Source organism: Mycobacterium sp. ML4, from assembly GCF_054515735.1.
On sequence record NZ_JBTNSY010000003.1, the window covers coordinates 177,545 to 203,482 of the forward strand.

Sequence of the window (25,938 nt, forward strand, 5' to 3'; positions counted from 1 at the left end):
CAGATCCCCCTCTTAGCACTATTCTTCGCGAAACCGTTCCTAGTCGGCATGTTCCGTAGTTATCGTGTGCCACCTGCCGGCTTGACGGGCAGGCTGCGGATCCGCAGCCTGGACCAGATGGATCGGCTCGCAGACCCAACCCCGCTGCAGCGGCTCGGCGGCCGGACTGGCGGTTTCCGTTATCCAGCGAAGAGGTACCGTCAAGCTCCCGAGCGGCTTTCCCCGACCGAGAGCGGCGGTGAAGTCCACCGCGCTGACCCGGGCCTTACCCGGTGACAGACACGCCAATGCCGCTGCCCTGTTGAGTCCACTCAAATAGAAGATCGCGAAGTCGGACGGAGCGCTCAGTGACGCCAGCCTGGAGAGAGACGGTGTGATCGACGAAAGGGAAACGTCGAACGAAGCCAGTGGCGATCGGGAAAGCGCATGCAGGGCATCGGGAATCGTTGAGATCACCTGATAACCAGTGGATATGATCTCCGGTCCCACTCGCAGGGTCCATCCGCGGGACGGCGGGCAGGTAGCGCCGGCTTGCGCCGTGGGTCCAGACGTCCCAGCCGGTGGCGAGGTGAACGGTGTCAAGGCCGCGGCATCGGCCGAGGCGCGCGCGTAGGCGTACATGGCGGCGGCGTTCCTGGTCCACATCTGTTCGTACTCGGTCTCGACATCGGCGATCGCCGGGCTCGATTGGCCCAAGCAGTTGTTGGTGGACAGAGACAGCCGGTGCGTACGGTTCGCACTGATGTCCTCGGGGGGCACCATCGCCGCGACGGCCGACTCATGGGCACCCGCCGCTGCGGCCGCTTGGGTACCTGCCTGCTCAGCGAGGGTAACCGTGCCGCTGAGCCACGCGAGGTACGGTTTGACGGCCTGGCGCATAGCGATCGCCGCTGTGCCGTTCCATTGCTCTGCCAGCTGTGCGGTTGCCTCACGGCAACGTGCCGCGGTCTCGGAAAGGTTCGCAGCCAGCCGGATCCAGGCATCGGCAGCCTGCAAGAGTGAATCCGGTCCGGGACCGGAATACATTCGGCCGGAATTAATTTCCGGCGGTAGCCGCCCGAAGTCCATCCCTAGGCCTCGTGGGCCGATCGAGGTTGCAAGCTTTTGATTGGGTCTGGGTCGTTCTCGGTCATTCCCACTTTCGACGCCCCACCGGGCGAACCGAGGTCTGCGAAAAACGCGGCATTGATCTGGCGGTACTGACTGAACTCAGCGGGCAGATCGTCTTCGTAACTGATCGACTCGACTGGGCATACCGGTTCGCAGGCACCGCAGTCGACACACTCGTCGGGGTGAATGTAGAGCATTCGAAGGCCCTCGTATATGCAGTCGACGGGGCATTCCTCTATGCAAGCCTTGTCTTTGATATCGACGCAGGGCTCAGCGATCACGTATGTCACTGACGTTCCTCCCCATCGGTTGTCAGGTGGCGGGATGTGCAGGTCGGCAGCGGTTCAACCCGTTTCATGGCCGCCGATGGCAGGTCGAAGAGAAATAACGCCACACCGCAACACAATTCGGCCTCCTGTATCCCACCGATGACGCCCGGTCCCACGGATCGCGACAGCTGATCACGACTCCAATTCTCGCGCTCGTAATGAAGCGGCAGTAGAGGGTGTGATGTTGTGAAGTCACACGGTTTAGTTGTGTCAGTTGGACTGTGCCGCATAACGAGTGGCCACCCAAGAGCACAGTTCATGGGATTGCGCTGCGATAAAGCGCAGCTTCTTGCCAGCTCATCACAAGCTAACTGTGATTTCTTTGGAAGCATGGCGTTAAGTTCTAATATGCCCGAACTCGCCTCGTTCGAAATTCTGTTAGCGATCGCGGAGACAGGCAGTCTTGGTGGCGCGGCGCGTGAACTCGGAATGACCCAGCAGGGGGTATCCAGACGGCTTGCCTCGATGGAAGCCCAAACCGGGGTGGCTTTAGCCGTTCGGACGACGCGTGGCTCGGACCTCACACCCGCAGGAATCATGGTCGCCGATTGGGCCGCCCGCCTGCTTGAAGTCGCCCGCGATATCGACGCCGGTCTTGGCTCCCTGCGGGAAGGGGCTCGCCAGCGGATCAGGGTGGTGGCCAGCCAGACGATAGCCGAGCACCTGATGCCGCATTGGCTGCTCTCCCTGCGGGCCCCGAACAGAAATGGCGACACCGCTCCGCAGGTGATTCCGACCGCCACCACCAGCGAGCAGGCCATTGCGTCGGTTCGGAACGGCACCGCCGATCTTGGGTTCGTTGAAAAGCCGGGTCCGCTAGAGGGATTGGGTAGCTGCGTGGTCGGACACGACGAACTGGTTGTTGTTGTGGCACCCAGCCACAAGTGGGCTCTACGGTCGCCGGTCATCAGCGCCCTCGAGCTGGCCCAGACACCCCTGGTTTGCCGTGAACCCCATTCCGGTATCCGCGATTCACTTACTGTGGCGCTGCTTCAGGTGCTCGGCGACAACGTGCAGCAGCCGCCGCCGGTGCTCGAATTGTCATCGGCGGCTGCGGTGCGCGCCGCGGTCCTCGCCGGCGCGGGACCGGCAGCCATGAGCCGGCTGGCAGTGGGCGATGACCTGGCCGTGGGCCGGTTGCGTGCCATCGCCGTCCCCGAGCTCGATTTGGGACGGCAACTTCGTGCTATCTGGGTGGGGGGACGGACTCCGCCCGCCGGCGCGATACGGACGCTACTGCGCCACATCAGCAGCCTCCGTTGGGCAGAACCGGCATCGGCTGTTGAGCTGACCCGGGGGAGGGCTTAGCCTGATTCCACCGATGTGCTGGGTTGAGTGGCGCTGAGGTCAATTGATCTTGTTGATTTGGCTGCGGGTATGACAGGTCCGCTGGTCTGCCCAGCTTTTCCTCTTGCGCTGCAGTCTTGCCTTTTGACGGGGTGGTCAGGATGCGGCGGGTAGCGGCGCTGAGTATCCGATTGTGTTGTGCCACAGCACTAGCCAATGTTTGAGCAGTGCCAGCGAGTGGGCAGATGCAGGATCGGTCGGCGTTGCGGGCGGGCTACGCGGGCCGGGATGGTGACCACCCTCGTTGAGCCGGCACACCACCGGTCGGGCGGTGATCGTATCGGGGGTGGAAGCGCAGGCGGTGTAGGGGATTTCGGCCACCTCGGCATCAGAAATCCACCCACCGGTGTCCAGGCGTCGGCGTCGATGGACGCGATCGCCCGCTCGATCGCCGCGTTGCGAGTCATCACCAACGAGAAGTGCGCCATGACGGACACACACGCGCACCACCGCGCGGTTGCCGTAGGCCGAATCACCACGGGCCAGAAATCTGGCCGCTGGCTCCGGCGGCGCGCGCGGTGCCGATCGCTTGGACGACCATGCGTCCAGCACCCTTACCCGGATTGGCACGCCCGGCCCGCAGCCGCACCCCGGCGATCACCGGAGCCGAACCCGCAGCGCTGATCGTGGTGGCCAGCGGGACAGTCCCTTGCGCAGGATCTGCTCGTCCGCGATCTTGGTGTGCCCGTAGGAGGCACCCTGTTGGGCGTCCCTGATAAACCGGGCGCAGCAGCGCATCGATGTCGATGAACACGCCCTGATCGGCTCACGGGAGCAGATCGGCTCGCCCGCACAACGCCAGCAGATGCTCGCGCAGCACCGATTCGAGTGGTCGGCCGTGACCGAAAGTGAACTCCCGCAACAACGTTCCCACCGTGGAGAGGGCATACACGCCATCGAACAGCGTCGTCATTCCGCCCCTACTGCACCACATCGACGTCATCAATAAAGTCCGCGCCCACGCACATGCCGGCCACCACAGTGGCCGGCTTCGGGGGCGGGTTGGCCGCCCCGGCTCAGGCAGCGGCCGGGTCGGCCAGTGCCCGCCCATACACAATCGACCGAGGTCTCCGCCGCCACCTGATGTGCCCAAAGCGACGCTCCCATAGGAATCCCGCCGGTGCGCGGAGGATGCTCATGAGAAATGTAAACCGCATTCGGTCTTGCTGCGTCCCTGCCACCGCCCACTGCGGGGATCGGCGCCCACTACCGGCTTGGCAGTGCACGGCTCGCAGCCGATGGACAAATAGCCCTTGTCCACCAAAGGGTTCACCCACACATTGTTCTCGGCAATGTAATCTCGAACATCCTGATCGGTCCATGCAGCCAACGGATTGACCTTCACCAGCTGAAACGTCTCGTCAAAGCAGATCAACGGGGCGTTGGCGCGGGATTGCGCCTCAACTCGGCGTAGCCCGCTCACCCACGCGGAGAATCCGCGCAGCGCCTTGGCCAAAGGGACAACCTTGCGCAGCCGACAGCATTCGTTAGGGTCGCGGGCGAACAGGTCGCTGCCCAACAACTCGTCTTGCTCGGCAGGGGTGTGCTCGGGGGTGATGTTCAGCAGCCCGATGTCGTAGCGGGAACTGATAGCATCACGACTCTCTATGGTTTCTGCGAAGTGATAACCGGTGTCGAGGAATATGACCGGAACGCCGGGACGAACTTTGGCGGCTTGATCGATCAGCACCGCGTCCTGCATGTTGGACGCGACCACATAGTCACAAGACGACGGCTTGCCGGGTCCGGTGATGCCGCCGAAGTTCTCGTCGGTCCAGCGCAACAGGTCGACAGCGTTGGCGCCGTCCAGCTCGGCCGCTCCACGATCGGCCAGCTCACGCAACCGGACCACATTGAGGTCGTTCACCGCTGACTCATTCCGTCGCCCCCATTGCTGAGTCCCTGCGATCGCACACCACGAAGTGTCCAGTCTTGTTTGCGACGAACCCATCTCTGCCGCAGACGTTTTAGACCAACCGCATACCGACACGGGTCGGTTATGGGACCAGCCACCGGACCATGACTTCCATCCTGCCCCGCCGGTCACGATTTGAGTAGAGATTCCCGGTTGTGGACCCACACGATTGTGTTGTGCCCGATTGCATTACCGGGAAGGGGAAATCGCCGCACCACCAAACGACTTCCTCGGTCCGGCCATGGGCAGACAGATACCCTGCCCGTACGAGCGCCGCATCAATCTATCTACTGCACAACGTATCTCAAGCCTTCGCCACGGACGCGCGATCTTCCCCGCGTGCTCTTCCTTCAGCAATTCTTCAGCTATTACCCAGCAGTTTGCAGCCTCGAAATCTGCGTCATGACGCTACAAGCCTGGCAACCTGTCTTCTCGATACCATTAGGCCAGCGAGGAATTCGAGGAGTGCGATGCAACGGCAGGTCCTCAGCCAAGGCGGCGAGTCACCATCGAACCTGGGCTGCCCGACGGCGAGCGCCGTCGGCTCGCAACCGCCCCCAGGAAGGGTCCGAACGCCGATGCGCCGCTCGCGTCACATTGCACATTGGGATCCCGAGGATCTGACCGCCTGGGAGGCGGGCAACAACGTCATTGCGCGGCGCAATCTGATCTGTTCAGTGATGACCGTTCACCTCGGCTACTCGATATGGTCCCTGTGGTCGGTAATGGCACTGTTCATGCCCGAGGACGTGTACGGCTTCTCCGCGGCCGACAAGCTCCTACTCAGTTCCACCGCCACCCTTGTCGGAGCGTGCTTGCGCATTCCCTATGCGCTGGGCACTCCGATCTTCGGAGCCCGCCTGTGGACGGTTTTCTCAGCATGGGTGTTGATCATTCCCACGATCGGCGCGATGGTCCTGTTGGCCCATCCAGGGCTGCCGTTATGGATCTACCTATTGTGCGCGGGGCTCAGCGGGTTGGGTGGCGGGAATTTCGCAGCCTCGATGTCCAATGCGAACGCGTTCTACCCGCATCGGCTCAAGGGGCGCGCGCTGGGGTTGACCGGCGGGCTCGGCAACCTCGGTGTCGCCGGGATCCAGATAGTCGGACTGCTGGTCATCGCCATTGCCGGCGACAGACAACCATACTGGGTCTGTGCGGTCTACCTCGTGCTACTTGGGATTACCGGAATCGCGGGGACCCTGTTCATGAATGACCTCGAGCAGCACCGAATTCAGGCGCCTCACCTTGCAAAAATCCTGCCGTCGATCCTATCCAACCGGAATACCTGGTTTCTCGCCCTGCTTTATCTCGGCACCTTCGGGTCGTTCATCGGCTTCGCATTTGCATTCGGTCAGATCATGCACATGGAGTTCCGGGCCGAAGGAGAAAGCGCCGGGCAAGCCTCGTTGCACGCCGCCGCGCTGAGCTTCATCGGACCGTTGGTGGCGGCGGCAGCCAGAATTTACGGGGGCCGGCTTGCGGACCGATGCGGCGGGAGCCGCGTCACCCTTGTGGTGTTCACCGCCATGGTGCCAGCCACCGGTTTGGTGCTTGCCATGACAATTCTCGACGACGGGCACCGCGGGGAGTCCGGATCCACGATGGTCGGCTACATCGGCGGCTTCATCGCCTTGTTTATTCTCTCCGGGCTGGGCAACGGGTCGGTTTATAAGATGATTCCGACGCTTTTCGAGGCCTGCAGCCACCCGGCCGACGTCGGTGATGCCGGAAATCCCTCTCAACGCGTTATCTCGGGGGTGGTGATCGGGTTTGTTGCAGGGCTCGGCTCACTAGGTGGAGTCGGTATCAACCTCGCTTTGCGACAGTCCTACTTGAGCACCGGCTCAGAAACCTGCGCGTTCTGGATCTTCATGTGCTACTACGCCGCTGCGGGGCTGCTGACCTGGAAAGTATACGTGCGCCGACCAGTCCTGACGCCAGTTGGACAGTGAATCAACGCTTCTGGGCCGCGTGCGACAACGCGGCGCAACGGCATTGCGGCACAGGAGATGAGACGACAGGACCAGTAGGCGTCTGCGCCGGCGAAGTGCTCAACCCAGAACGCGCTCATCGCGTTGTTCCGATGGATTCACCGTCATGGCGCAGTGAAAACACGATCGCCCGGCCCAGACGACGCCTACGATGCCGACCATGCCCACGCAAGAAGAGCTCAACAGCGTCATAGCAAACCTGAGTGCGCGCGTTGCGGCGGTGGAGAGGTCCCAGGCCGACTATCGCTCGATGATCGATGCGATCAAAGCATTCGGGGACACTCAGCAGTTGCTGGCCGATGTGCTCCGGTCGAATATCAGCGAGATGAGGTCGACAGCCGACGACTCCAATCAGCGCATCCGCACCCTGGAAGCGTCGGTCACCACAATCGTCGGGCTGCTCGGGCAGTCGCTGCAGCGGTAACCGGCCGCTACAACAGCGTCATCTGCCCCGGTTCCGGGTCTGCCGGTTCCAACAACTCCGGTCCGTTGTTACGCACGTTGTTGACCAGCGTCGTAATCTGGCGCCTCTCGATGCCCCGCACATCCGGCGGACGCGCCAGCAACTCCTCGTCCAACGGAGCGTCGGGATTCAGCCAGGTGTCCCAATCGGATTCGTTCAGCATCAGCGGCATCCGGTCATGAATGTTGGCGAGCTCACCCACGGCGTCGGTGGTGATGATTGTGCAACTCAGCAGCGGGTCGGCGTTCTTCTGCGCCTTCCACACCGACCACAGACCTGCCATGCACACCAGACCACCGTCCGCGCGATGCAGGAAAAACGGAGTCTTCGCGCTCTTGGCGCCCTTCGGGCCTTCCAGGCTGCCTCGCCACTCGTACCAGCCGTCCATCGGCACCAGACAGCGCTTGCTCTTGGCTGAGGCCCGGAAGGCCGGCGAGGTGGCGACCTTGTCAGCGCGCGCATTGATCAACAACGGGCCTTTGGTCTCCGGTGCGCCGTCAGGACCGGCCTTGACCCATGGCGGCAACAGACCCCACCGCATCAGCCGCACCCGGCGGGTGGGCTGGTCGTCGGGCTCGTCGTGGCGCATCACCACCGTCGCGATGGTGGTGGTGGGGGCGACGTTGTAGTTAGGTCCCGCCGTACGGTCCTCGGTGCCCGTGGCCTCGTCAATCGCCTTGATCTTCTCGGCCAGCAGGGCCGGATCGTTGGTGACTGCGAAACGTCCGCACATATCTCCATGGTGGCAGATGCCCGGGATGAGGCCGCGACACGCGATGATGGACCGGTGAGCGCATGGCAGGCCCCGTCCACACCGGCACCGGTGCACGCGACCGTGACCGTTCCAGGCTCGAAATCCCAGACCAACCGCACCCTGGTGTTGGCCGCGCTGGCGGCCGCGCAGGGCCTGGGCGCATCCACCATTACCGGCGCCTTGCGCAGCCGCGACACCGACCTGATGATCGGGGCGCTGCGGACACTGGGCCTGCGCGTCGAGGGCGCGGGGTCCGACCTGACGGTCAGCGGCCGCATCGCACCCGGACCCGACGCGCGGGTCGACTGTGGGCTGGCCGGTACCGTCCTGCGCTTCGTGCCGCCGCTGGCGGCGCTGAGTGCCGCCCCGGTCATCTTCGACGGCGACGAGCAGGCGCGCGCCCGGCCAATCGCTCTGCTGCTCGATGCGCTGCGCGGACTGGGCGTCCCGGTGGACGGGTCGGGTTTGCCGTTCCGGGTGCTGGGCAGCGGCATAGTTTCCGGCGGCACCGTGGCCATCGACGCGTCAGCGTCCTCGCAGTTCGTCTCGGGCCTGCTGCTCTCCGGCGCGTCGTTCACCGAGGGCCTGACGGTGCAACACACCGGGGCCTCGCTGCCGTCGGCGCCGCACATCGCGATGACGGTGCGGATGCTGCGGCAAGCCGGCGTTGTCGTCGACGACTCGGTCGCCAACCGCTGGCAGGTAAAGCCCGGCGCGGTCCAGGCCCGGCACTGGGAGGTCGAACCCGACCTGACGAACGCGGTCGCGTTCCTGGCGGCCGCGGTGGTGACCGGCGGGACGGTCCGGATCACCGGCTGGCCGCAGCACAGCGTGCAGCCGGCCGGACACATCCTGGACGTGCTGGGAAAGACGGGTGCCGTTGTCACACAGTCTGATTCGGCTCTCGAAGTGCGCGGTCCGGCGCAGTACTACGGGTTTGAGGTCGACCTGCGAGACGTGGGCGAGCTGACCCCGACGGTGGCGGCGTTGGCCGCGCTCGCCCGCACCGGGTCGGTGTCGCAGCTGACCGGCATCGCGCACCTGCGTGGACACGAGACCGACCGGCTGGCCGCGCTGAGCACCGAGATCAACCGCCTCGGCGGTGACTGCCGGGAGACCGATGACGGCCTGGTGATCACGGCGACTGAGCTGCATCCCGGGCTCTGGCACGCTTACGCCGACCACCGGATGGCCATGGCGGGCGCCATCGTCGGGTTGCGGGTTCCCGGCGTGGAGGTCGACGACATCGCCGCCACCACCAAGACACTGCCGGAGTTTCCGCAGCTGTGGTCCCAGATGGTCGAGGGGACCGCCGGTTGAGGGAATACGACGAGTCCGACGTCAAGGTCCGCTCCGGCGAGAGGACGCGGCCCCGGACGAAGACCCGTCCGCAACACGCCGACGCCGAGTCCGCCATGGTGGTGAGCGTCGACCGCGGCCGCTGGGGATGCGTGCTGGGCGGGGACCCCGGACGCCGAGTCGTCGCCATGCGCGCCCGTGAACTCGGCCGCACCCCGATCGTCGTCGGCGACGACGTCGACATCGTCGGTGACCTGTCCGGGCGAACCGACACCCTGGCCCGCATCGTCCGGCGAGCGCCCCGGCGAACGGTGTTGCGGCGCACCGCCGATGACACCGACCCGACCGAACGGGTGGTGGTCGCCAACGCCGACCAGCTGCTGATGGTGGTGGCCCTGGCCGACCCGCCGCCTCGCACCGGTCTGGTGGACCGTGCGCTGATCGCCGCGTACACCGGAGGCTTGCACCCGATCCTGTGCCTGACCAAGACCGACCTTGCCCCGCCCGAACCGTTCGCCGAGCAGTTCGTCGACCTGGACCTTACGGTGGTCGTCGCCGGTGTCGACGATCCGCTGCTGGCAGTGGCCGACCTGCTCGACCACAAGATCACCGTGCTGCTGGGACATTCCGGGGTGGGCAAGTCGACATTGGTGAATCGCCTTGTGCCACTGGCGGATCGGGCGGTCGGCGAAGTCACCGACATCGGCCGTGGCCGGCATACCTCCACACAGTCGGTGGCCCTGCCACTAGCCAATGGCGGCTGGGTGGTCGATACGCCCGGCATCCGCTCGTTCGGGCTCGCCCACATCAGACCCGACGACGTGCTGATGTCGTTCTCCGATCTTGCCGAGGCCATCGAGGACTGTCCGCGCGGCTGCGGGCACATGGGACCGCCGGCCGATCCCGAGTGCGCGCTGGATGCGCTCGCCGGGACGGCCCCGCGCCGCATCGCCGCCGCGCGACGGCTGCTGGCTGTGCTGCGCGAGAGTTGAACTCGCCAAGTATTTTTCCCTGACACTGGCATTAGGCCGGATAGAGGCGGATAATTTGCACGGCGGCAATGGGCTGACTGATCCGAGAGCCGACCATGGCTACTCCCTAGACCGGCCAAGACCTCGCGGCCGAAACATCCGGTACGCAAAACGGGAGTCAAAATGTCTGAGCAAGAACAGAACATCGAGGTCGTCAAGAGGGGCTACGACGCATTCAGCAGCGGTGACCTGGAAACGATGATGAGCCTGTTCGACGACAACATCGAGTGGGTCCAACCCGGCGATAGCGTGGTCAGCGGCACCTATCACGGCAAAGGTGAACTCGGCGAATACTTCAGGAAGCTGGGCGAGAAGACGACGACAATCAAGGCCCTTCGTTTCATCGCCGACGGCGACACGGTGGTTGTGCTCAGTGACGTCACCGTGGGCACCGAAGCAGGCCAAGGGGCAGAGGTATTCACCCTCCGTGACGGCAAGACGGTACGGGCACAGCTATTCGAAGACACCGCGTTGATGGAGCGGGTGTACGGCAAGAAGCAGACCGCGGCAGCAGGGTAGCGGGTCTGCACCGTCCCCTTTTCGTCCCCATTCCAGCGAGCACGCTGGTGCCAGGTGCTCAACGGACCTGACGCATGCCGAGTTCGTCGGACGTCACCAGATGCCCCTCCGCGCAACGCATTTCGACCTTGACATCGGCCCGGCAGCCCAGATGGGTGAGCCGCAGCTGCCGGTGCCGGCCCGGTAGGTGACGCTGACCCCACTGGAACATCGACCACACCACCGGCATGAACTCGATTCCGGATTCGGTGAGCACATACTCGTCGCGGCTGCGCTGCCCGGGTTCCCGGTAAGGCCGGCGCTCCAGCAGTCCGAGTTCGACGAGCTCGGCCAGCCGGGCCGACGTCGCGGCCTTGGTGATGCCCACCCGCCGGGCGAAGTCGTCGAACCGCGTGGTGCCGTAGTAGGCCTCGCGCATGATCAGCATTGCGGACTTGGTGCCGACCACGGCCATGGTCTTTTCGATGGCGCACTCCCCCACCGCCGACCAGGAATCCCGATCGGCCAGCCGCCCTTGCAGCATTGTCATGCACATCACCTCCGGTCTGGGTTGATTTCAGTATACCCAGCTGTTATAGCTGGGTATAGACAGCAATACTTAGCTGTCAAGGACTCGAGGAGGAGCCATGACCCGTGACGCCGTAATCGTCGGCGCTGTTCGCACCCCCGTCGGCAAAGGCAAGGCCAACGGCGCGCTGCACGACGTACTGCCGGCCGACCTGTTGGCGCACAGCCTGCGCGAGGTGGTGGCCCGCACCGGCGTCGATCCCGGACAGGTCGACGACGTCATTGCCGGCGCCGTTACCCAGGTGGGCGACCAGGCTGTGAACATTGCCCGTAATGCGTTGCTGGGTGCGGGCTTTCCGGAGTCGGTGCCCGGAACCACCGTCGACCGGCAGTGCGGCAGCAGCCAGCAGGCGATCAGTTTCGCGGCCCAGGGTGTCATCGCGGGTGCGTACGACATCGTCATCGCCGGTGGTGTGGAGTCGATGAGCCGGGTACCGATGGGCACCTCGGTGTTGCCGGGCAGCAACCCGTTCGGGCAGGACATGGCGCGGCGCTACCCCGACGGGCTGGTACCGCAGGGCATCAGCGCGGAGCTGATCGCGGCGAAGTGGGGCTTTTCCCGCGCCCAGCTCGACGAGTTCTCCGCGGCCAGCCATGAGAAAGCGGCCCGCGCCACCAAGGAGGGGCTGTTCGACAACGAGCTGATCCCGATCGCCGGGTTGTCCACCGACGAGATCATCCGGCCCGGGACCACGGTCGACTCGTTGGCCGGGCTCACGCCGGCGTTCTACAGTGAGGCCACGGCGGCGCGCTTCCCGCAGATCACCTGGCAGATCACTCCGGGCAACTCCTCGCCGCTGTCCGACGGCAGCGCGGCGGTGCTGATCACCAGCAGCGAGGTGGCTCGACAACGGGGTCTGCGGCCGCTGGCCCGCCTGCACACCGCGACGGCGGTCGGCTCCGACCCGCTCTACATGCTGACCGGGGTGATCCCGGCCACTGAAAAAGTCTTACGGCGGGCCGGATTGACGCTGGCCGACATCGACCTGTTCGAGGTGAACGAGGCGTTCGCGCCTGTCGTGCTGGCGTGGGCGCACGACACGAGGGCCGATCTGGCCAAGACGAACGTCAACGGCGGCGCCATCGCGATCGGACACCCCTTGGGCGCCAGCGGCGACCGCATCATGACAACTCTGGTCAACACGCTCGAGCAGCGCGGCGGGCGGTACGGGCTGCAGACGATGTGCGAGGGCGGCGGCATGGCCAACGCCACCATCATCGAACGGCTAGGGTAGCCGCGCGGCGGCGCCTACTTCTGCCGATGCTGGTCGTCAATGGTTCTCCGAGATGTATCCAAGATATCGAACCAACGATCTATGGTGTGCAAATGCCCTACGCCCGCAAGCAGATCCAGCTTGGCATGAGGAAGCAAGCCTGCGACGTATTCCGCGTGGTGAGCCGGAACGTTGCCGTCAACCTCGCCATGCCACAGGTGGATCGGACACTGAACTGCGGTGTAGTCGAGTCCCGACGGCGTACCGATGAGCCGGAAGTCCTCGACCCAACCGTGTGCTCCGCTCCTGGTGGTTTCGGCCAACGCGGCAAGGACCGCCTGACGAACGCCGGGATCGAGGTACAGGGTGCGATCCACCTGACACAGATCTCTTTCGAACTGACGCGAAAAGCGTTCCGCCGAGGTGCGTTTGAAGATCAAGCGAGCGACGGACGGAATCGTGCGGGAAAGTTTGATAGCGCTCACCGTCGTTCTCGGCACGCCCTCATGACGGCGGGGAGTCTCCCCCGGACCGATGCCGCTCACAATGCCGACGAAGGTCAGCCGTTCAGGAAACGCCAAAGCACAGGCGACTGCATAAGGACCGCCGGTGGAGTATGTAACGATGCCGAACTGGCCGATTCCCAGCGCGTCGGCAACAGCAAGAACATCGGCAGGCCAGTCCCGGTATCGGCGACCGGGCTGGTGCGTAGAGCCGCCATAGCCCGGGCGATCGATGCCGATGAGTTGTATGCCAGATTCGTCGAGTGCGGCGCGATAAGCCGGCTGATCGAAATCCAGCCTCGATCCGGGAACGCCGTGAAAGCAGAAGATCGGCGTTCCGTCCGGGCTGCCCATTTGCGCATATGCGACACGGCGACCAGCCTCATTCAGAACAGATCCCTCTAGAATGGGCATCTCTTGCCCCTTCACCGCTCGGATCAAATCCCGCGTTTCGGACTTTAATCCGCAATTGGCCGTCAGCTCAACGGTGAGAAGAGGCGAGGATGTGCCTGATGATCCCCCACGCGTCACGGCGCATCGTCAGCCCGCCTGGCGGCCCGAGAAAGGTGAACCAACAATGGCCGTAATGGGTTCTGCCGCAGACCAGCTCAGCCGGGTGCCGTGCGGGCGGGAAGGAGCGGTCGAGAAAGCGGCGAGATCAAACAGCGGCGTGCATTTCGCGACCCTTTCCGGCACGCCCACCGCGCATGTGCACGAGAGCGTCGACGTCGAGGGGGCCGAACATGCCAGCGTCTGAAAGGGGTTTCAGTGGTGTGCGGGTGCGCTACGACAGCGCGAAGGGTTACGACGATCTGGTGACAGCGTTGCTGGCAGACATCGGCCGACACCCGGTGCCCGTCGACGAGGTCGTACGCACGTCAGGTGACTGGGAGTCGTTTCAGCGCACGGTCGAATCCTACGAGGGCCCAAGCGGATTCATGCTGTTCGGGATGATCGACCATGGCGCCTGGATCGCCAACGCCGGCATCCAACGCCGGGCGCTGCGCGTCATCCTCGGTAATCCGTTGATCGCGATCACCATGTTGCGCCACGATGTGACCGCGGGTCTGTTCGCGCCGGTCGAGCTTCTGCTCCTCGATGAGCCGGGCGGCAGCAGCCTCACCTACGTCAAGCCGTCGTCGTTGGTGGTCGTCGAGCCGAATCCCGAATTACTGAGCGCCGCCGAGCAACTCGACGCCAAGCTGGCTGCGCTGGCGAGCAAGGTGACCAGCGAGGGCGTCAGCTTCTGAGCGGGAACTGCCCCGTGCAGCGCCTTGACGGGAATCGCTGCCACCGGGTCACCGCACCGGCCGGCTACGCCACTGCTACGCCGAGTTCCGCGGCGAAGACTTTGATCATGTGCTGAACGCCAATCTCGTTGCGCCCGATGATCATGTGGTCGTGCTGTCCGTGTCTGACACCCTCCCCCGCACTGCGGCAGCATCGCGAAGTCCTCGTCGCGGACGGCGGCGTGCACACTTTCGAAGACCGCGTCGTCCCCGCCGCCCTAGCCCAGCCCTAGCCCGCTGTCGACGCAGGCGGCAATCCCAGAATGTGCGCGGCGTCCTCGGGCGCGGCGACGGCACGGCCGGACTGTTCGCAGAGCCGGACGGCCTCGGCCACCAACTCGACATTGGTCGGGGTGCGCTCGCCGCGATAGAATTCGAGTCCCAGGTGCAGGTGTCCGCCGCGTTCGAGCGCGAGCTTGGCCACCGGGCTGGCGCAGAGGTCACCGCCGACAACCGAGACCGCCCACGGAATATCGCACCCCGCAAGCATTTCCAGATAAGCGTCCAGCGCGCGCTCGGTCGGGGGCAGCCCGAACGGCGCTCCCAGGTAGCCGAGTTCGGTGGAGAAGTAGAGCTTGATCATCGCCCCCTTCGGCAACCGCCCCGCTCGCCACCAGGCGAGGGTGGTCCGCAGGAAGCCGGGTTCATAGATGGCCAGACTGGGGCCCAGTCCGGCTTGGTGGCAGATCTCGAAAGCCCGGCTGATGCTGTCAAAGGAGTTGCTGTAAACCAGATTTCCGGTGGGTATTCCCGCGGCGTCGGTGCCGCCGAGGTTGACCGATCCGGGGTCGGCGAGCCCGACGCGCAGCCCGGCCGCGGCAAGTGGGATGAGGTGTTCATAGGAGATGGCGAAGCCCTCGCCGAAGTGGATGGTCGGGTAGAGCAGGGCGTCGGGCCGGGCCGCGAGGATCGGTCGCCATGCTTGCAGGTAGCGCTCGGCGGCCTGCTCCACGCTGAGGCCGTAGCGGTCGATGTGATTGTGGATTATCGCCGCGCCCGCCTCGATGCAGGCGAGCGCGTCGGCGGTGATCTCCGAGGGTTCCACCGGCACATGGGGATTGGCCGCCTTCGACGTTCCGCCGTTGATGGCGCATTCGATGATGACGGGGCCCACGAACTCAGAGCCAGCCGGTGCGGGCGGCGGCGACCGGTACGGGAGGTGACGGAGCCAACCGGCCGTCGCGCACGCCGTCGAGCATCCGTTTGACGGTGGCGACGATCTCCGGCGCCGACGCGGCCAGGCCGGTGAGGTCGGCCTCGGTGATGTCGGAGAGGTCGACGCCGGCCCGCCCCAGCACCGCGGCCGGGTCGGCCAGCTGACCTGCCAGCCACGACACCGGGTCGGCGGACAGCTCGGGGACGAAGTGCCGGCGACCGGGCTCCCACCCGTCGAACCGGGGGTGGTGGTGGGCGCGGTCCAGCGTCCCAGGTGGGCTCTCGGTGGATCCGAAGAGATCCACCCGCCATACCGGCCGGGTGAAGGTGATGGGTATGCCGGCGTAGATCGACCCTTGGGGATCGGCCCGGTCGACCAGGCGGAGTTCCAGCCGAACTCCCCGTTCCGGGGTTTCCTGACCGGTCATCGGGGACGGGTCGACGAAGTACATGTCACCGACGACCACACCCAAAGTTTCGAATCCAAACGCTGCGAGCATCTATCGAGCGTAGTCCCGGTCCAACCGCAGGGCGCCGGGCGCACTCGCCGGAACGGCCGGACTCACCGGGGGCACCGGATCGACGCGGACGTAGGACGACCCCAGGGGCGGGCGCGGGTCCGGCTCGCCCTTGTTCGGCCACAGCGACGCGGCACGCTCGGCCAGCGCGGTGATGGTCAGCGAAGGGTTCACGCCCAGATTCGCGGTGATCGTGGAGCCGTCGATGCGTGCAACCCGGGGTACCCGTGCATGCGGTGGTAGGGGTCCACGACGCCGTCGGCCGCGGTCTCGCCGATGACGCAGCCGCCGATGAAGTGCCCCGTCATCGGAATGTCGGCAAGATCAGCCCAGGCGCCGCCGGCGATCCCGTCGGTGTGCTCGGCCGCGCGCCGCGCGACCTCGTGGCCGACCGGGATCCATGTCGGGTTCGGCTCGCCCACACCCTGCCGCGTCACCATGCGTCGCCCGAACAGCCCGCCGCGGGTGAAGGTGGTGAGCGAGTTGTCGTGGGTCTGCATCACCAATAGTGGGATGGTCTGCTGCGACCAGCGTCTCGGGTTGAGCAGGCGGCGCAGGTCCCGCCGTTGGCGCACAAGCTCTTTCATGCCGGTGCGCCACCTACCCCTTTTTCCCCCTTTTTCGAGGCCCCCGTCGAGCCCGTCGACGAGGACCGTGCCCATCAACCCCATCAGGTTGGAGTCGTGGCCGTACCGGCACGGCTCCACGTGGGTGTGCTCGTCCGGGTGAATGGACGACGTGATCGCGACTCCCTCGGAGTAGTCCACGTCGTCGCGGCGCGCGCGCACCGCCAGGATCGCCTCGGAGTTGGTCCGCGACAACTCCCCCAATTTCGGCGAGATGTCCGGCAGGCTGCCACCGTCGCGCAGCCGGTGCAGCAGGCGCTGGGTGCCCAGCGCGGCCGCCGAGAACACCACCTGCTCGGCGGTGAACGTCCGGCGCCGGCGGCGGATCTTGCTCCCGGTACGGCGCGTGATCACGTCGTAGCCGCCGTCGCGGCGTGGGCGGACATCGACGACCGTGGTCAGCGGATGGATTGTCGCGCCAAGCTTTTCGGCCAGGTACAGGTAGTTCTTGACGAGCGTGTTCTTGGCATTATGCCGGCAGCCCGTCATGCATTCACCACAGTGCCGGCAGGCGTTGCGGTTGGGGCCGGCACCACCGAAATAGGGGTCGCCGACCGGGGCTCCCGGGGCGGCCTGCTTGCCGTCGGCGCCGGTGAAACACACCCCGACGCGGGTGGCGTGGAACGAGTCGGCGACGCCGAGGTCGGTGGCTATCTGCAGCATCACCTTGTCCGAAGGTGTTGTGCGCGGATAGGTTTCGACGCCGAGCATCCGGCTGGCCTGGTCATACCACGGGGCGAGCTCGTCCTTCCAGTCGGTGACGGCACTCCAGCGCGGATCGGCATAGAAACCGTCGCCGGGCTCATACAACGTGTTCGCGTAGACCAGCGAGCCGCCACCCACCCCCGCGCCACTGAGCACCACGGCGTCGGACAGCACGTCGATCCGCTGGATGCCGTAACAGCCGACCGACGGCTTGAACAGGTAATCCCGGACATGCCAGCTGTTCTTGGCGAAATCCTCGTCGCGGAAGCGGCGTCCCGCCTCGAGAACGCCGACACGGTAACCCTTTTCGCTCAGCCGCAGCGCGGTGACGCTGCCGCCGAAGCCGGACCCGATGACGAGCACGTCGTAGTCGAAGCCGGTCACGCGTTGAGCTCCACCGGTACCGGAAGAACTTCGTGATAGTCGTCGAGAGCCGCGAATCGGGTGCGGCGCTGATATTCGTGGACCAGCCCCGGCCAGTTGGTGGTGACCCGGCCCGATTCGGTGCGGTACCACGAATCGCAGGTCGTCCATACCCCGCGCTCCAGGCGGGACTGCACGCCCGCGTCGTAGGACTGCTCCACATCACGGCGCACCTCGAACGCGCGGGCCACCCCGCCGCGGGCCACCTCCTGCACGATCTGCCGGATATAGCGGGCCTGCTGTTCCATCATCAGGATGATCGAGCTACTGCCGAGATTGGTGTTGGGGCCATAGATCAGGAACATGTTCGGAAAGCCCGGAACGGCCATGCCGAGATGGGCCCGGGCGCCCTGCGCCCACTCGGTGTGCAGGTCGCGACCTTCGCGGCCGGTGATCGTCATCGGGGCGAGGAATTCGGTGGCCTTGAAGCCGGTGCCGTAGATGATCACGTCCACGTCGTGCACCCTGCCGTCAGCGGTCCGCACACCGCTCGCCGTCACCTCGGTGATGGTGTCGGTCTGGACGTCGACGTTGTCGCACGCCAGCGCCTGATACCACTCACTGCTGAACAGCACGCGCTTGCAGCCGATCGGGTAGTCGGGGGTGAGCTTGGCCCGCAGTGCCGGATCCTTGATGTGGCGCTTGAGGTTTGACGAAGCCAAGGCATGTAGCACCCGCGCCAGTGGGGCCGCCTTGGTCAGCGCGAAGCCCAGCAGTTCGGTGGTCTCCCAGATGGTCCCGCGCATGGCGGCGGCGAATCCCGGGACCTTCGCGAAGGCGGCGTGGTGCTTGTCGGTGTAGGCGCGATCCAGCTTGGGCACTACGTAGGGCGCGGAGCGCTGAAAGACGGTGACATGCGCCGCATGTCGGCGGATACGCGGGACGAACTGGATCGCCGATGCGCCGGTACCCAGGACTGCCACCCGCTTACCGGTCAAGTCGACGTCATGGCGCCACTGTGCGGAGTGGAACGAGGGGCCCGCGAACCTGTCGAGCCCCGGGATGTTCGGCAGCGCCGGCCGCGACAGCTGCCCGACCGCGGGCACCAGCACGTCGGCTTCGAAGATGTCGCCGGACGAGGTCGTCACCCGCCAGGTGGCGGTGCCGTCGTCGTAGTCGGCGGACGTGACCTCGACGCCGGTGCGCACCAGGCCGCGCAGGCCGAACCGGTCAGCGGTGTCGTGGATGTAGCCCAGGATGTCGGGCTGCTCGGCGTACCGGCGGCCCCAGTCGGTTTTCCGGGCGAAGGAGTACGAGTACAGATTCGACGGGACGTCACAGGCGGCGCCGGGGTAGGTGTTCTCCCGCCACACGCCACCGATGTCATCGGCCTTCTCCAGCACGGTCACGTCGGCCAGACCGTCTTTGGACAGCTCGTAGGCGGCGGCCAGGCCTCCGAAGCCGGCGCCGATCACCAGCACGCGGGGTGTTGAAGTCATACCTTCGACGTTAGGTGCCAGCGGTTCGTCGGCGTCAGCCGATTGCGGTCGACAAATCCATGATTCCGGCCAAACGCGGCGACGCTGAGCGCTGATACCGGGCGGGAGTGGTGCCCGTCCACCGCTTGAACGCGGCGATGAAGCTGGTGGCCTCGGCGTAGCCCAGCCGCAGCGCCACGTCGTCGACCGAGAGGGCACCCGTGGCCAGCAGCTCCTCCGCCAGCACCCGGTGAACCTCGTCGAGCAACTCGCGGAACGTCGTGTTCTCTTCGGCAAGCCGCCGCCGTAGCGTCCGTTCGCTCATCGCCAGATGCCGGGCAACGGCCGCGATGGTGTGTGGCTCGCCGTCGATCGACGCGAGACGGTCACGGACTCGGCGCGCGACACCTGTGCGTTGCCGCCGGCGTTCCAGCAGCGCGTGGCACTGTTGCTCGCACATGGCCTTGCTCATCTCGCTGGCCTGCGGTAGCCGGTTGTCCAGCAGCGCGGCCGGCCAGCGCGCCACTGTGACGGGGCAGTCATAGGCCGGCGTCACGCCGAACGCCTCCCGGGCCGCGGCGTCTCCCGACGAGGGCGCCGGTCCGGCAAAGTCGATCGCGGTGAACGGGATGGGGCTGCCCAGCAACTCGGACATCACCCGGGCTATCGCTGCCAGGTCACGCCGCGTCAGGAATTCGGCTACCGGACCGGTCAGGTCGGGCAGGTCTAGCCGCAACGCCGCCACCGGTCCCTCCACCGTGACGGTCGGCAGACAGAAGCCGTAGCTGAGTTCGTAATACCGGGCTGCGAACCGGACGGCGTCGCCCAGGGTGGAACTGGTCAGGCACGCGAAGCCGAAGATGCCGAAAGAACCCACGTGATAGCTGAGGCCCACCCGCACCCCCAAATCAGCCGGGTTCCCCAGCAGGTTCACCAGGTTGGTGACGACGGCCAGTTCCTGGCGCCCCACGATCATCCGGTCGTGATCGCGCAGGTCGGCTTCCGACAACCCCGAGCCATTGAGCACGTCTGTGACGGAAAGCCCGTTGGCGCAACCGAATTCGGCCATCAATGCGACGCTGGCCGGGGTCCGCGGAAAATCCCAGTGCGACACCTGGGACCCCACGAACACCTGCACTGTCCCAGTATGGCTGTCCGGGCCAACCAGCCTGGCGCCGAACGTGCGCTCAGGGTGGAAAAAGTAGCGAAATCCCGCCCTCAGTACACGCTCGGCGAAGGTGGCCGGGGAACGCTAAGCCGCCAGGTCGTTGTCGGTCACCGCGGCAGCCGTCCGCCGGTTGCGCCGCCAGCCGCGCACGGTGGCGATCGCGGTCTTGAGACCGCGCCGGCGTCCGGTCGTCGGGTCGGTGCCCGCGAAATCCGGTTCCAGGCCCGCGAACATCCGCTCGCTGCGGGTCTCGGGCGCGTCGTCGGCGCCGTCGCGCAGGTACCTGTCCGGCAATGACAGCTTGGCCAGCGTGCGCCACGTCTTGCCGTACTGCACCAGGAACGAACCGGTGGTGTAGGGCAGGTCGTACTTGTCGCAGATTTCCCGAACGCGCACCGAGATCTCATGCAGCCGGTTACTCGGCAGATCCGGGTAGAGGTGATGCTCGATCTGGTGGCAGAGGTTGCCGCTCATGAACCGCAGCAACCAACCGCCCTCGAAGTTGGCACTACCCAGCATCTGCCGCAGGTACCACTGCCCCTGCGTCTCACCGATCATGTCCGTCTTGGTGAATTTCTCTGCGCCGTCCGGGAAGTGGCCGCAGAAGATGACGGCGTTGGCCCAGACGTTACGAATCACGTTGGCCAGCGCGTTGGCCTTCAGCGTTGAGGAGTACGTCGCACCGGGCGACAACGAGGTGAGCGCGGGAAACGCAACGTAGTCCTTGACTACCTGGCGCCCGGCCTTAAGCAGGAAATCGTCGATCCGCTCCCGGGCCTCAGCGTGATCCATCCGCTTCTTGGCGATCTTGCCGATCTCGACGTGCTGCAAGCCAACGCCCCATTCGAACAGGAGCAACAGCAGCGTGTTCCACAGCAGATTGAAGATGTTGAAACGCTTCCACGGCTGGTCCCGGGTGACGCGCAGCAGGCCGTAGCCGACGTCGTCGTCGATGCCCAGGATGTTGGTGTACTTGTGATGCACGAAATTGTGGGTGTATCGCCAGTGCTTGGACGACCCGCTCATATCCCACTCCCACGTGGAGGAGTGGATCTCGGGGTCGTTCATCCAGTCCCACTGGCCGTGCATGACGTTGTGGCCGATCTCCATGTTCTCGATGATCTTGGCCACGCCCAGCGTCGCGGTGCCGGCCCACCACGCCGAGCGCCGCGAGCTGGCGGCCAGAATCACGCGGCCGGACAACTCCAGGGCACGCTGTACGGCGATGGTGCGGTGGATGTAGCGAGCGTCCCGCTCACCGCGCGAGTCTTCGATGTCGCGGCGAATCGCGTCCAGTTCGACAGCCAGATTCTCGATATCGGCGTCCGTGAGGTGCGCGAATACGTCTACGTCCGTGATCGCCATGTTCTCCTCGGGGATCGTGATAAACCTACGTACCCGTAGGTTACCTGTCAGTAACCCTAGATGTCGACCACGCAGTCGCCGGATGCGGCCGACACGCACGTCTGCACGCGAGTCCCTGGGTCGTGCTGCTCACCGGTGCGCAGGTCACGAACATGACCATCCACCAGGTCGACGACGCACGACTGACAGATACCCATCCGGCAACCGAACGGCATCTGCACACCAGCCCCCTCGCCGGCATCCATCACCGAGGTCGCGGCATCAGCTGCCACGCTCTTGCCGCTGCGCGCGAACGTCACCGTTCCGCCCGCTCCCACCGGCGCCGCTCTGGCCACCGCGAACCGCTCGAGGTGCAACCGCTCGCCGATGCCCGCAGCGCTCCACTGTTTGGCGGCCCGGTCGAGCATGCCCGAAGGCCCACACGCCCACGTCTCGCGTTCGCGCCAGTCCGGAACTTCCTGATCGAGCCGGGACAGATCGAGGCGGCCCCGAACCCGCGTCTCGCGTATTGACAGGCGGTAGCCAGGGTTGTTGTCAGCCAGAGCGGCCAGCTCGGCGGCAAACATCACGTCGGCTTCGGTCGGCGCCGAATGCAGATGGGCGATGTCCCCAATCTGGTTGCGCCGCAACAGTGTTCGTAACATGGACATCACCGGCGTGATCCCGGAACCGGCGGTGAGGAACAGGATCGCCGGCGGTGCCGGGTCCGGAAGCACGAAATTGCCCTGGGGGGCCGCCAGCCGGACGATGGTCCCCGGTTCGACACCGGCCACGAGGTGGGTGGACAGGAAGCCTTCGGGCATCGCCTTGACGGTGATGGTGATGGTGCCGGTGCTCACGGGGGTCGACGTGAGCGAGTAGGACCGCCATCGCCAGCGCCCGTCAATGAACAGGCCGATTCCGACGTACTGCCCCGCCTGGTAGTCGAAGCTGAATCCCCAGCCGGGTTTGATGACCAGCGTCGCGGAGTCCTCGGTTTCGCGACGGACGTCCACGATGCGCCCGCGCAACTCCCGGGCCGACCACAGCGGGTTGGCCAGGCGCAGATAATCGTCGGGTAGCAGAGGTGTGGTGATCCGCGCCGCGAGCTTGCGTAGCGCGTGCCAGGCGGGATGGCGGTCGGCGCCGGCCACGGTCGGACGCCGGGTGTTGACGACGTTGGCGGACAGTACCGCGTGCTTGATGCCCATAACTAAAGGCTACGGTACCGTAACTTACGGTTACGTAGCCAGCTCAGAGCAGCTCGAGCAGGAAAGGCAGTTCCTGGGTCGCGTACCACGCCAGGTCGTGATCCAACGCGTCGCCCACGATCAGGTCGGCATCCTCGTCACCCAGGTCCGCGGCGTCGATCGCATCGACGGCCGCCAACACCGCCTGCTCTGCGCCGGCGTTGTCCACATACGCGGCGATCACCCGATCCATGGGTACCGGACCGGCCACCCTGACCACCGCGTCGTCGAGATCCGGGCGGAAAACGAGCCCGTCCTTTTCCGGGTCGACCTCGGCGGCCAGCACCGCCCGTCGCGGCGGCAACCCGTCGCCCGGCTCCACCGCGAGCAACCGTAGCGACGCCAACGCGGCTTCTCGCAGCGCGACCTCGGCGAGTTCGTCGTCGTCGCCGTCGGCGTAGGACTCGCGCAGTTTCGGCGTCACCGCGAAGGCGGTGCCGTTGACCGGACGCAGCGATCCGTCGGCGACGAGTTGCCGCAGCATGGCCAGGGTGGCCGGGATGTAGACGGGGGTCATGCCGGGGTGATCAGGGTGGCCGCGTAGTCGTCGACATAGGTGGACAACTCACGCGGCGGCCTCTTGTAGTCGCCGCTCACAATCGGCCGTTTCGGGATCTTGACCTTCGGCCTTTTCACTTTCTGGTAGTCGATCGTGGACAGCAGATGATGCATCATGTTCAGCCGCGCGTGCTTCTTGATGTCCGATTCCACCACATACCAGGGGCTGACCGGGGTATCGGTGTGCACCATCATCTCGTCCTTGGCGCGCGAGTAGTCCTCCCACCGGTAAATGGCTTCCATGTCCATCGGGCTGAGTTTCCATTGCCGGACAGGGTCTTTGCGTCGCGCCCTGAATCGCCGCAGCTGTTCGGTCTCGGAGACCGAGAACCAGTATTTGCGCAGCAGGATCCCGTCGTCGATGAGCATCTGCTCGAAAATCGGGGTCTGCCGCAAAAACAGCACATACTCCTGCGGCGTACAGAATCCCATGACTTTCTCGACACCGGCGCGGTTGTACCAGGACCGGTCGAAAAGGACGATTTCTCCCCTGGCGGGCAGATGGGCGATATAGCGCTGGTAGTACCACTGGCTGCGTTCCCGATCGGTCGGCGCGGGCAAAGCCGCGATGGTGGCGACCCGTGGGTTGAGGTATTCGGTGATCCGCTTGATGGCGCCACCTTTGCCTGCACCGTCGCGCCCCTCGAAGATGACCACGATACGCGCATCGGCATACCGCGCCCACTCCTGCAGTTTCACGAATTCTGTTTGCAGCTTCAATAATTCGGCGTTATAGACATCCTCGGAGATCTTGCGTGCGACCGAACCAGTCGATTTCGGCTTCTTCACTTTCGGCGGGGCATCGTCGGTGGGGGTGCTCACGTCAATGGATGTTATCGGTACCCGCGCCGAACTACCTCGAAGATTCCAACAGCTCGTCCAGTGCCTGGCCCAGCAGTCCGGGCAGTAGCTCGACATCGCTCATCGCGTCGCGGTCGGCGTTGATGCCGAAGTACAGCGTCCCGTTGTAGGAGGTGACGCTGATCGCCAGTGCCTGATTGTGCAGCAGCGGCGGCACCGCATAGGTTTCCAGCAGCTTGGTACCGGCGATGTACATCTGTGATTGCGCGCCCGGCGCGTTGGTGATCAGCAGGTTGTAGGAGCGGGCCGAGAAACTGGTCGCCACTCGGATTCCCATCGCGTGCAACGTCGGTGGCGCAAAACCGGACAACGTGACAATCGTCCTGGCGTCGACGCGGCTGGACGCAGCCGGATTCGACTCGGTGGCGTGCGCGATCTGCGACAGGCGTACCACCGCGTTGCCCTCCCCCACCGGCAGGTCGACCAGAAACGGTGTCACCTCGCTCATCGCCTGGCCCGGGCCGGTGGAGTCGAGTTGTTCGTCGGCGTAGACCGACAGCGGGGCGAGCGCACGCACCGTCGCCGTCGACGAGACGGCCTCCCCGCGCGACATCAACCAGTTGCCCAGCGCCCCGGTCACCACGGCGAGCACCACGTCGTTGATGTCGCAGTCGTAGCGCGCACGCACCGCCCGATAATCGTCGAGTTTCCCGCGGGCCACGGTGAACCGCCGATTGCGCGAGACCGTGGCATTGAGCGGACTGCTGGGTGCGGTACCGCGGGCCACCGTGCGCGCCACGTCGAAGATCCGGCGACCGGCCTCGACGAGCTGAGTCGAGCTGGTCACCAACCCGGCCACGGCGGAACCCACGGCGCGCAGTTGGGCCCCGGGACCCACGATCCAGTCACCGACAGCGCCGATCACCAGCCGAGCGCTACCTGGATCGCGTTCGGGAATCCAGATGTCCTCGGGAAACGGCGGCGGGCGGCGCGTGCGATCGGCGATGACGTGGTTGATCTCCAGCGCACCCATGCCGTTGATCAGCGCCTGGTGTGACTTGGTGTACAGGGCGATGCGGTTCTTGGCCAGACCTTCGACGAGGTACATCTCCCACAGCGGTCGCGACTTGTCCAGCGGCCGGGCGGCCAGCCGGGCGATCAGCTCGTGCAGTTGCTCGTCGCTGCCCGGGGACGGCAGTGCCGAGCGGCGGACGTGATAGGTGACGTCGAAGTCGCGGTCGTCGATCCAGACCGGCCGGGCCAGGCCGAATTTGACCTCGCGTACCTTCTGGCGATATCGCGGGATCTGCGGTAGCCGCTGCTCGACGGTAGCCAGTAGCGTGTCGTAGCTCAGCCCCGACCGCGGGCGTCGCAGGATCGACAGGGAACCCACATACATCGGCGTAGCCGTGTTCTCCAGCCGGTAGAAGGACGCGTCCGCGGTCGACAACCGAGTCACCATTGCGGCCCTGTCCTCCTGGTCAAGTCGTCTTCTTTCGTCCGCGGGAGCTGTCGCCCACGGTAATCGCAAGCGCGGTTCCATAACGGCTCGGGTACGCGACGGCAGTTGTGGATGGAGGCGGATAACTGAATACCGCAGAGCGGGGTTCGTCTGACACTCTGCACCCGTGTCCGTCC

The 25,938-nt window shown here is 65.4% G+C and carries 24 protein-coding genes and 3 pseudogenes; 9 read left to right on the forward strand and 18 right to left on the reverse strand.

All coding sequences use genetic code 11. The features are described 5' to 3' along the window. Positions 1-39 precede the first annotated feature (39 nt). Both ACX9NE_RS04675 and fdxA read right to left on the reverse strand, forming a co-directional pair. A complete protein-coding gene (locus tag ACX9NE_RS04675; protein WP_459360523.1) occupies positions 40-1,068 on the reverse strand; it encodes a PPE family protein in 1,029 nt (342 codons plus the stop codon). A 2-nt stretch (positions 1,069-1,070) separates the two neighbouring features. Beyond that, positions 1,071-1,400 (reverse strand): ferredoxin, encoded by a 330-nt coding sequence (fdxA, locus tag ACX9NE_RS04680; protein WP_459360524.1) that lies wholly within the window; start codon positions 1,398-1,400, stop codon positions 1,071-1,073. 369 nt (positions 1,401-1,769) lie between these two features. On the opposite strand from fdxA, the gene ACX9NE_RS04685 reads away from it, so the two are divergent. Continuing rightward, on the forward strand, positions 1,770-2,747 hold the full coding sequence (locus ACX9NE_RS04685) for a LysR family transcriptional regulator (RefSeq protein WP_459360628.1): 978 nt from the start codon (positions 1,770-1,772) through the stop codon (positions 2,745-2,747). A gap of 135 nt (positions 2,748-2,882) precedes the next feature. On the opposite strand, the pseudogene ACX9NE_RS04690 reads toward ACX9NE_RS04685, so the two are convergent. Beyond that, a pseudogene (locus ACX9NE_RS04690) lies at positions 2,883-3,802 on the reverse strand (transposase); the annotation flags it as partial. 119 nt (positions 3,803-3,921) lie between these two features. Further along, the gene (locus tag ACX9NE_RS04695; RefSeq protein ID WP_459360629.1) at positions 3,922-4,716 is read right to left on the reverse strand and encodes a phosphoadenylyl-sulfate reductase; all 795 of its coding nucleotides are present in this window, start codon (positions 4,714-4,716) and stop codon (positions 3,922-3,924) included. A gap of 455 nt (positions 4,717-5,171) precedes the next feature. Here ACX9NE_RS04695 and ACX9NE_RS04700 point away from each other — a divergent pair, with 455 nt between their 5' ends. Beyond that, positions 5,172-6,656: a nitrate/nitrite transporter gene (locus ACX9NE_RS04700; RefSeq protein WP_459360525.1), complete on the forward strand. Its 1,485-nt coding sequence runs from the start codon at positions 5,172-5,174 to the stop codon at positions 6,654-6,656. A gap of 199 nt (positions 6,657-6,855) precedes the next feature. Then, a complete protein-coding gene (locus ACX9NE_RS04705; protein WP_459360526.1) occupies positions 6,856-7,119 on the forward strand; it encodes a hypothetical protein in 264 nt (87 codons plus the stop codon). A gap of 7 nt (positions 7,120-7,126) precedes the next feature. Here ACX9NE_RS04705 and ACX9NE_RS04710 read toward each other — a convergent pair whose 3' ends face one another. Further along, positions 7,127-7,891, reverse strand: a complete 765-nt coding sequence (locus ACX9NE_RS04710; protein ID WP_459360527.1) for an SOS response-associated peptidase — start codon at positions 7,889-7,891, stop codon at positions 7,127-7,129. Positions 7,892-7,945: 54 nt separating this feature from the next. Between ACX9NE_RS04710 and aroA the strand changes: the two genes are divergently transcribed. The 3 genes from aroA to ACX9NE_RS04725 all read left to right on the forward strand — a co-directional run bounded on the left by aroA (position 7,946) and on the right by ACX9NE_RS04725 (position 10,761). Beyond that, a complete protein-coding gene (gene aroA / locus ACX9NE_RS04715; RefSeq protein WP_459360528.1) occupies positions 7,946-9,232 on the forward strand; it encodes a 3-phosphoshikimate 1-carboxyvinyltransferase in 1,287 nt (428 codons plus the stop codon). Then, a complete protein-coding gene (gene rsgA, locus ACX9NE_RS04720) occupies positions 9,229-10,203 on the forward strand; it encodes a ribosome small subunit-dependent GTPase A (RefSeq protein ID WP_459360529.1) in 975 nt (324 codons plus the stop codon). Before aroA ends, rsgA begins: the two co-directional genes overlap by 4 nt. Positions 10,204-10,365: 162 nt before the next feature. Continuing rightward, positions 10,366-10,761, forward strand: coding sequence for a nuclear transport factor 2 family protein (locus ACX9NE_RS04725; protein WP_459360530.1), 396 nt, complete (start codon positions 10,366-10,368; stop codon positions 10,759-10,761). A 58-nt stretch (positions 10,762-10,819) separates the two neighbouring features. On the opposite strand, the gene ACX9NE_RS04730 is transcribed toward ACX9NE_RS04725, so the two are convergent. Continuing rightward, positions 10,820-11,290, reverse strand: coding sequence for a winged helix-turn-helix transcriptional regulator (locus ACX9NE_RS04730; protein WP_459360531.1), 471 nt, complete (start codon positions 11,288-11,290; stop codon positions 10,820-10,822). 97 nt (positions 11,291-11,387) lie between these two features. Here ACX9NE_RS04730 and ACX9NE_RS04735 point away from each other — a divergent pair, with 97 nt between their 5' ends. Beyond that, positions 11,388-12,563: a thiolase family protein gene (locus tag ACX9NE_RS04735; RefSeq protein WP_459360532.1), complete on the forward strand. Its 1,176-nt coding sequence runs from the start codon at positions 11,388-11,390 to the stop codon at positions 12,561-12,563. A gap of 14 nt (positions 12,564-12,577) precedes the next feature. On the opposite strand, the gene ACX9NE_RS04740 is transcribed toward ACX9NE_RS04735, so the two are convergent. After that, the gene (locus ACX9NE_RS04740) at positions 12,578-13,459 is read right to left on the reverse strand and encodes an alpha/beta fold hydrolase (protein ID WP_459360533.1); all 882 of its coding nucleotides are present in this window, start codon (positions 13,457-13,459) and stop codon (positions 12,578-12,580) included. A 172-nt stretch (positions 13,460-13,631) separates the two neighbouring features. On the opposite strand from ACX9NE_RS04740, the gene ACX9NE_RS04745 reads away from it, so the two are divergent. Both ACX9NE_RS04745 and ACX9NE_RS04750 read left to right on the forward strand, forming a co-directional pair. Beyond that, complete coding sequence (locus ACX9NE_RS04745; protein ID WP_459360534.1) at positions 13,632-13,802, forward strand: hypothetical protein; 171 nt, start codon at positions 13,632-13,634, stop codon at positions 13,800-13,802. Beyond that, the gene (locus ACX9NE_RS04750) at positions 13,789-14,295 is read left to right on the forward strand and encodes a DUF302 domain-containing protein (RefSeq protein ID WP_459360535.1); all 507 of its coding nucleotides are present in this window, start codon (positions 13,789-13,791) and stop codon (positions 14,293-14,295) included. The genes ACX9NE_RS04745 and ACX9NE_RS04750 overlap by 14 nt, the downstream gene beginning before the upstream one ends. A 64-nt stretch (positions 14,296-14,359) precedes the next feature. On the opposite strand, the pseudogene ACX9NE_RS04755 reads toward ACX9NE_RS04750, so the two are convergent. The 11 genes and pseudogenes from ACX9NE_RS04755 to ACX9NE_RS04805 form a co-directional block, all read right to left on the reverse strand. After that, a pseudogene (locus tag ACX9NE_RS04755) lies at positions 14,360-14,540 on the reverse strand ((2Fe-2S)-binding protein); the annotation flags it as partial. 23 nt (positions 14,541-14,563) lie between these two features. Next, positions 14,564-15,448: a beta-keto acid cleavage family enzyme gene (locus ACX9NE_RS04760; protein WP_459360536.1), complete on the reverse strand. Its 885-nt coding sequence runs from the start codon at positions 15,446-15,448 to the stop codon at positions 14,564-14,566. A gap of 4 nt (positions 15,449-15,452) precedes the next feature. Then, complete coding sequence (locus ACX9NE_RS04765) at positions 15,453-15,989, reverse strand: hypothetical protein (RefSeq protein WP_459360537.1); 537 nt, start codon at positions 15,987-15,989, stop codon at positions 15,453-15,455. Continuing rightward, positions 15,990-17,722 (reverse strand): annotated as a pseudogene (locus ACX9NE_RS04770) (GMC oxidoreductase). It abuts the gene before it with no gap. After that, positions 17,719-19,200 carry a flavin-containing monooxygenase gene (locus ACX9NE_RS04775; protein ID WP_459360538.1) on the reverse strand — a complete coding sequence of 494 codons (1,482 nt, stop codon included), beginning with the start codon at positions 19,198-19,200 and terminating at the stop codon, positions 17,719-17,721. Before ACX9NE_RS04775 ends, ACX9NE_RS04770 begins: the two are co-directional and overlap by 4 nt. 34 nt (positions 19,201-19,234) lie before the next feature. Next, positions 19,235-20,317 carry an AraC family transcriptional regulator gene (locus ACX9NE_RS04780; protein ID WP_459360539.1) on the reverse strand — a complete coding sequence of 361 codons (1,083 nt, stop codon included), beginning with the start codon at positions 20,315-20,317 and terminating at the stop codon, positions 19,235-19,237. Between the two features lie 114 nt (positions 20,318-20,431). Next, on the reverse strand, positions 20,432-21,712 hold the full coding sequence (locus ACX9NE_RS04785) for a fatty acid desaturase family protein (RefSeq protein WP_459360540.1): 1,281 nt from the start codon (positions 21,710-21,712) through the stop codon (positions 20,432-20,434). 56 nt (positions 21,713-21,768) lie between these two features. After that, the gene (locus ACX9NE_RS04790) at positions 21,769-22,902 is read right to left on the reverse strand and encodes a ferredoxin reductase (protein ID WP_459360541.1); all 1,134 of its coding nucleotides are present in this window, start codon (positions 22,900-22,902) and stop codon (positions 21,769-21,771) included. Between the two features lie 43 nt (positions 22,903-22,945). Further along, positions 22,946-23,458 carry a DUF6912 family protein gene (locus ACX9NE_RS04795; RefSeq protein WP_459360542.1) on the reverse strand — a complete coding sequence of 171 codons (513 nt, stop codon included), beginning with the start codon at positions 23,456-23,458 and terminating at the stop codon, positions 22,946-22,948. Next, the gene (ppk2, locus tag ACX9NE_RS04800; RefSeq protein ID WP_459360543.1) at positions 23,455-24,321 is read right to left on the reverse strand and encodes a polyphosphate kinase 2; all 867 of its coding nucleotides are present in this window, start codon (positions 24,319-24,321) and stop codon (positions 23,455-23,457) included. The genes ACX9NE_RS04795 and ppk2 overlap by 4 nt, the downstream gene beginning before the upstream one ends. A gap of 31 nt (positions 24,322-24,352) precedes the next feature. Continuing rightward, positions 24,353-25,762, reverse strand: a complete 1,410-nt coding sequence (locus ACX9NE_RS04805) for a WS/DGAT/MGAT family O-acyltransferase (protein WP_459360544.1) — start codon at positions 25,760-25,762, stop codon at positions 24,353-24,355. Between the last annotated feature and the right edge of the window lie 176 nt (positions 25,763-25,938).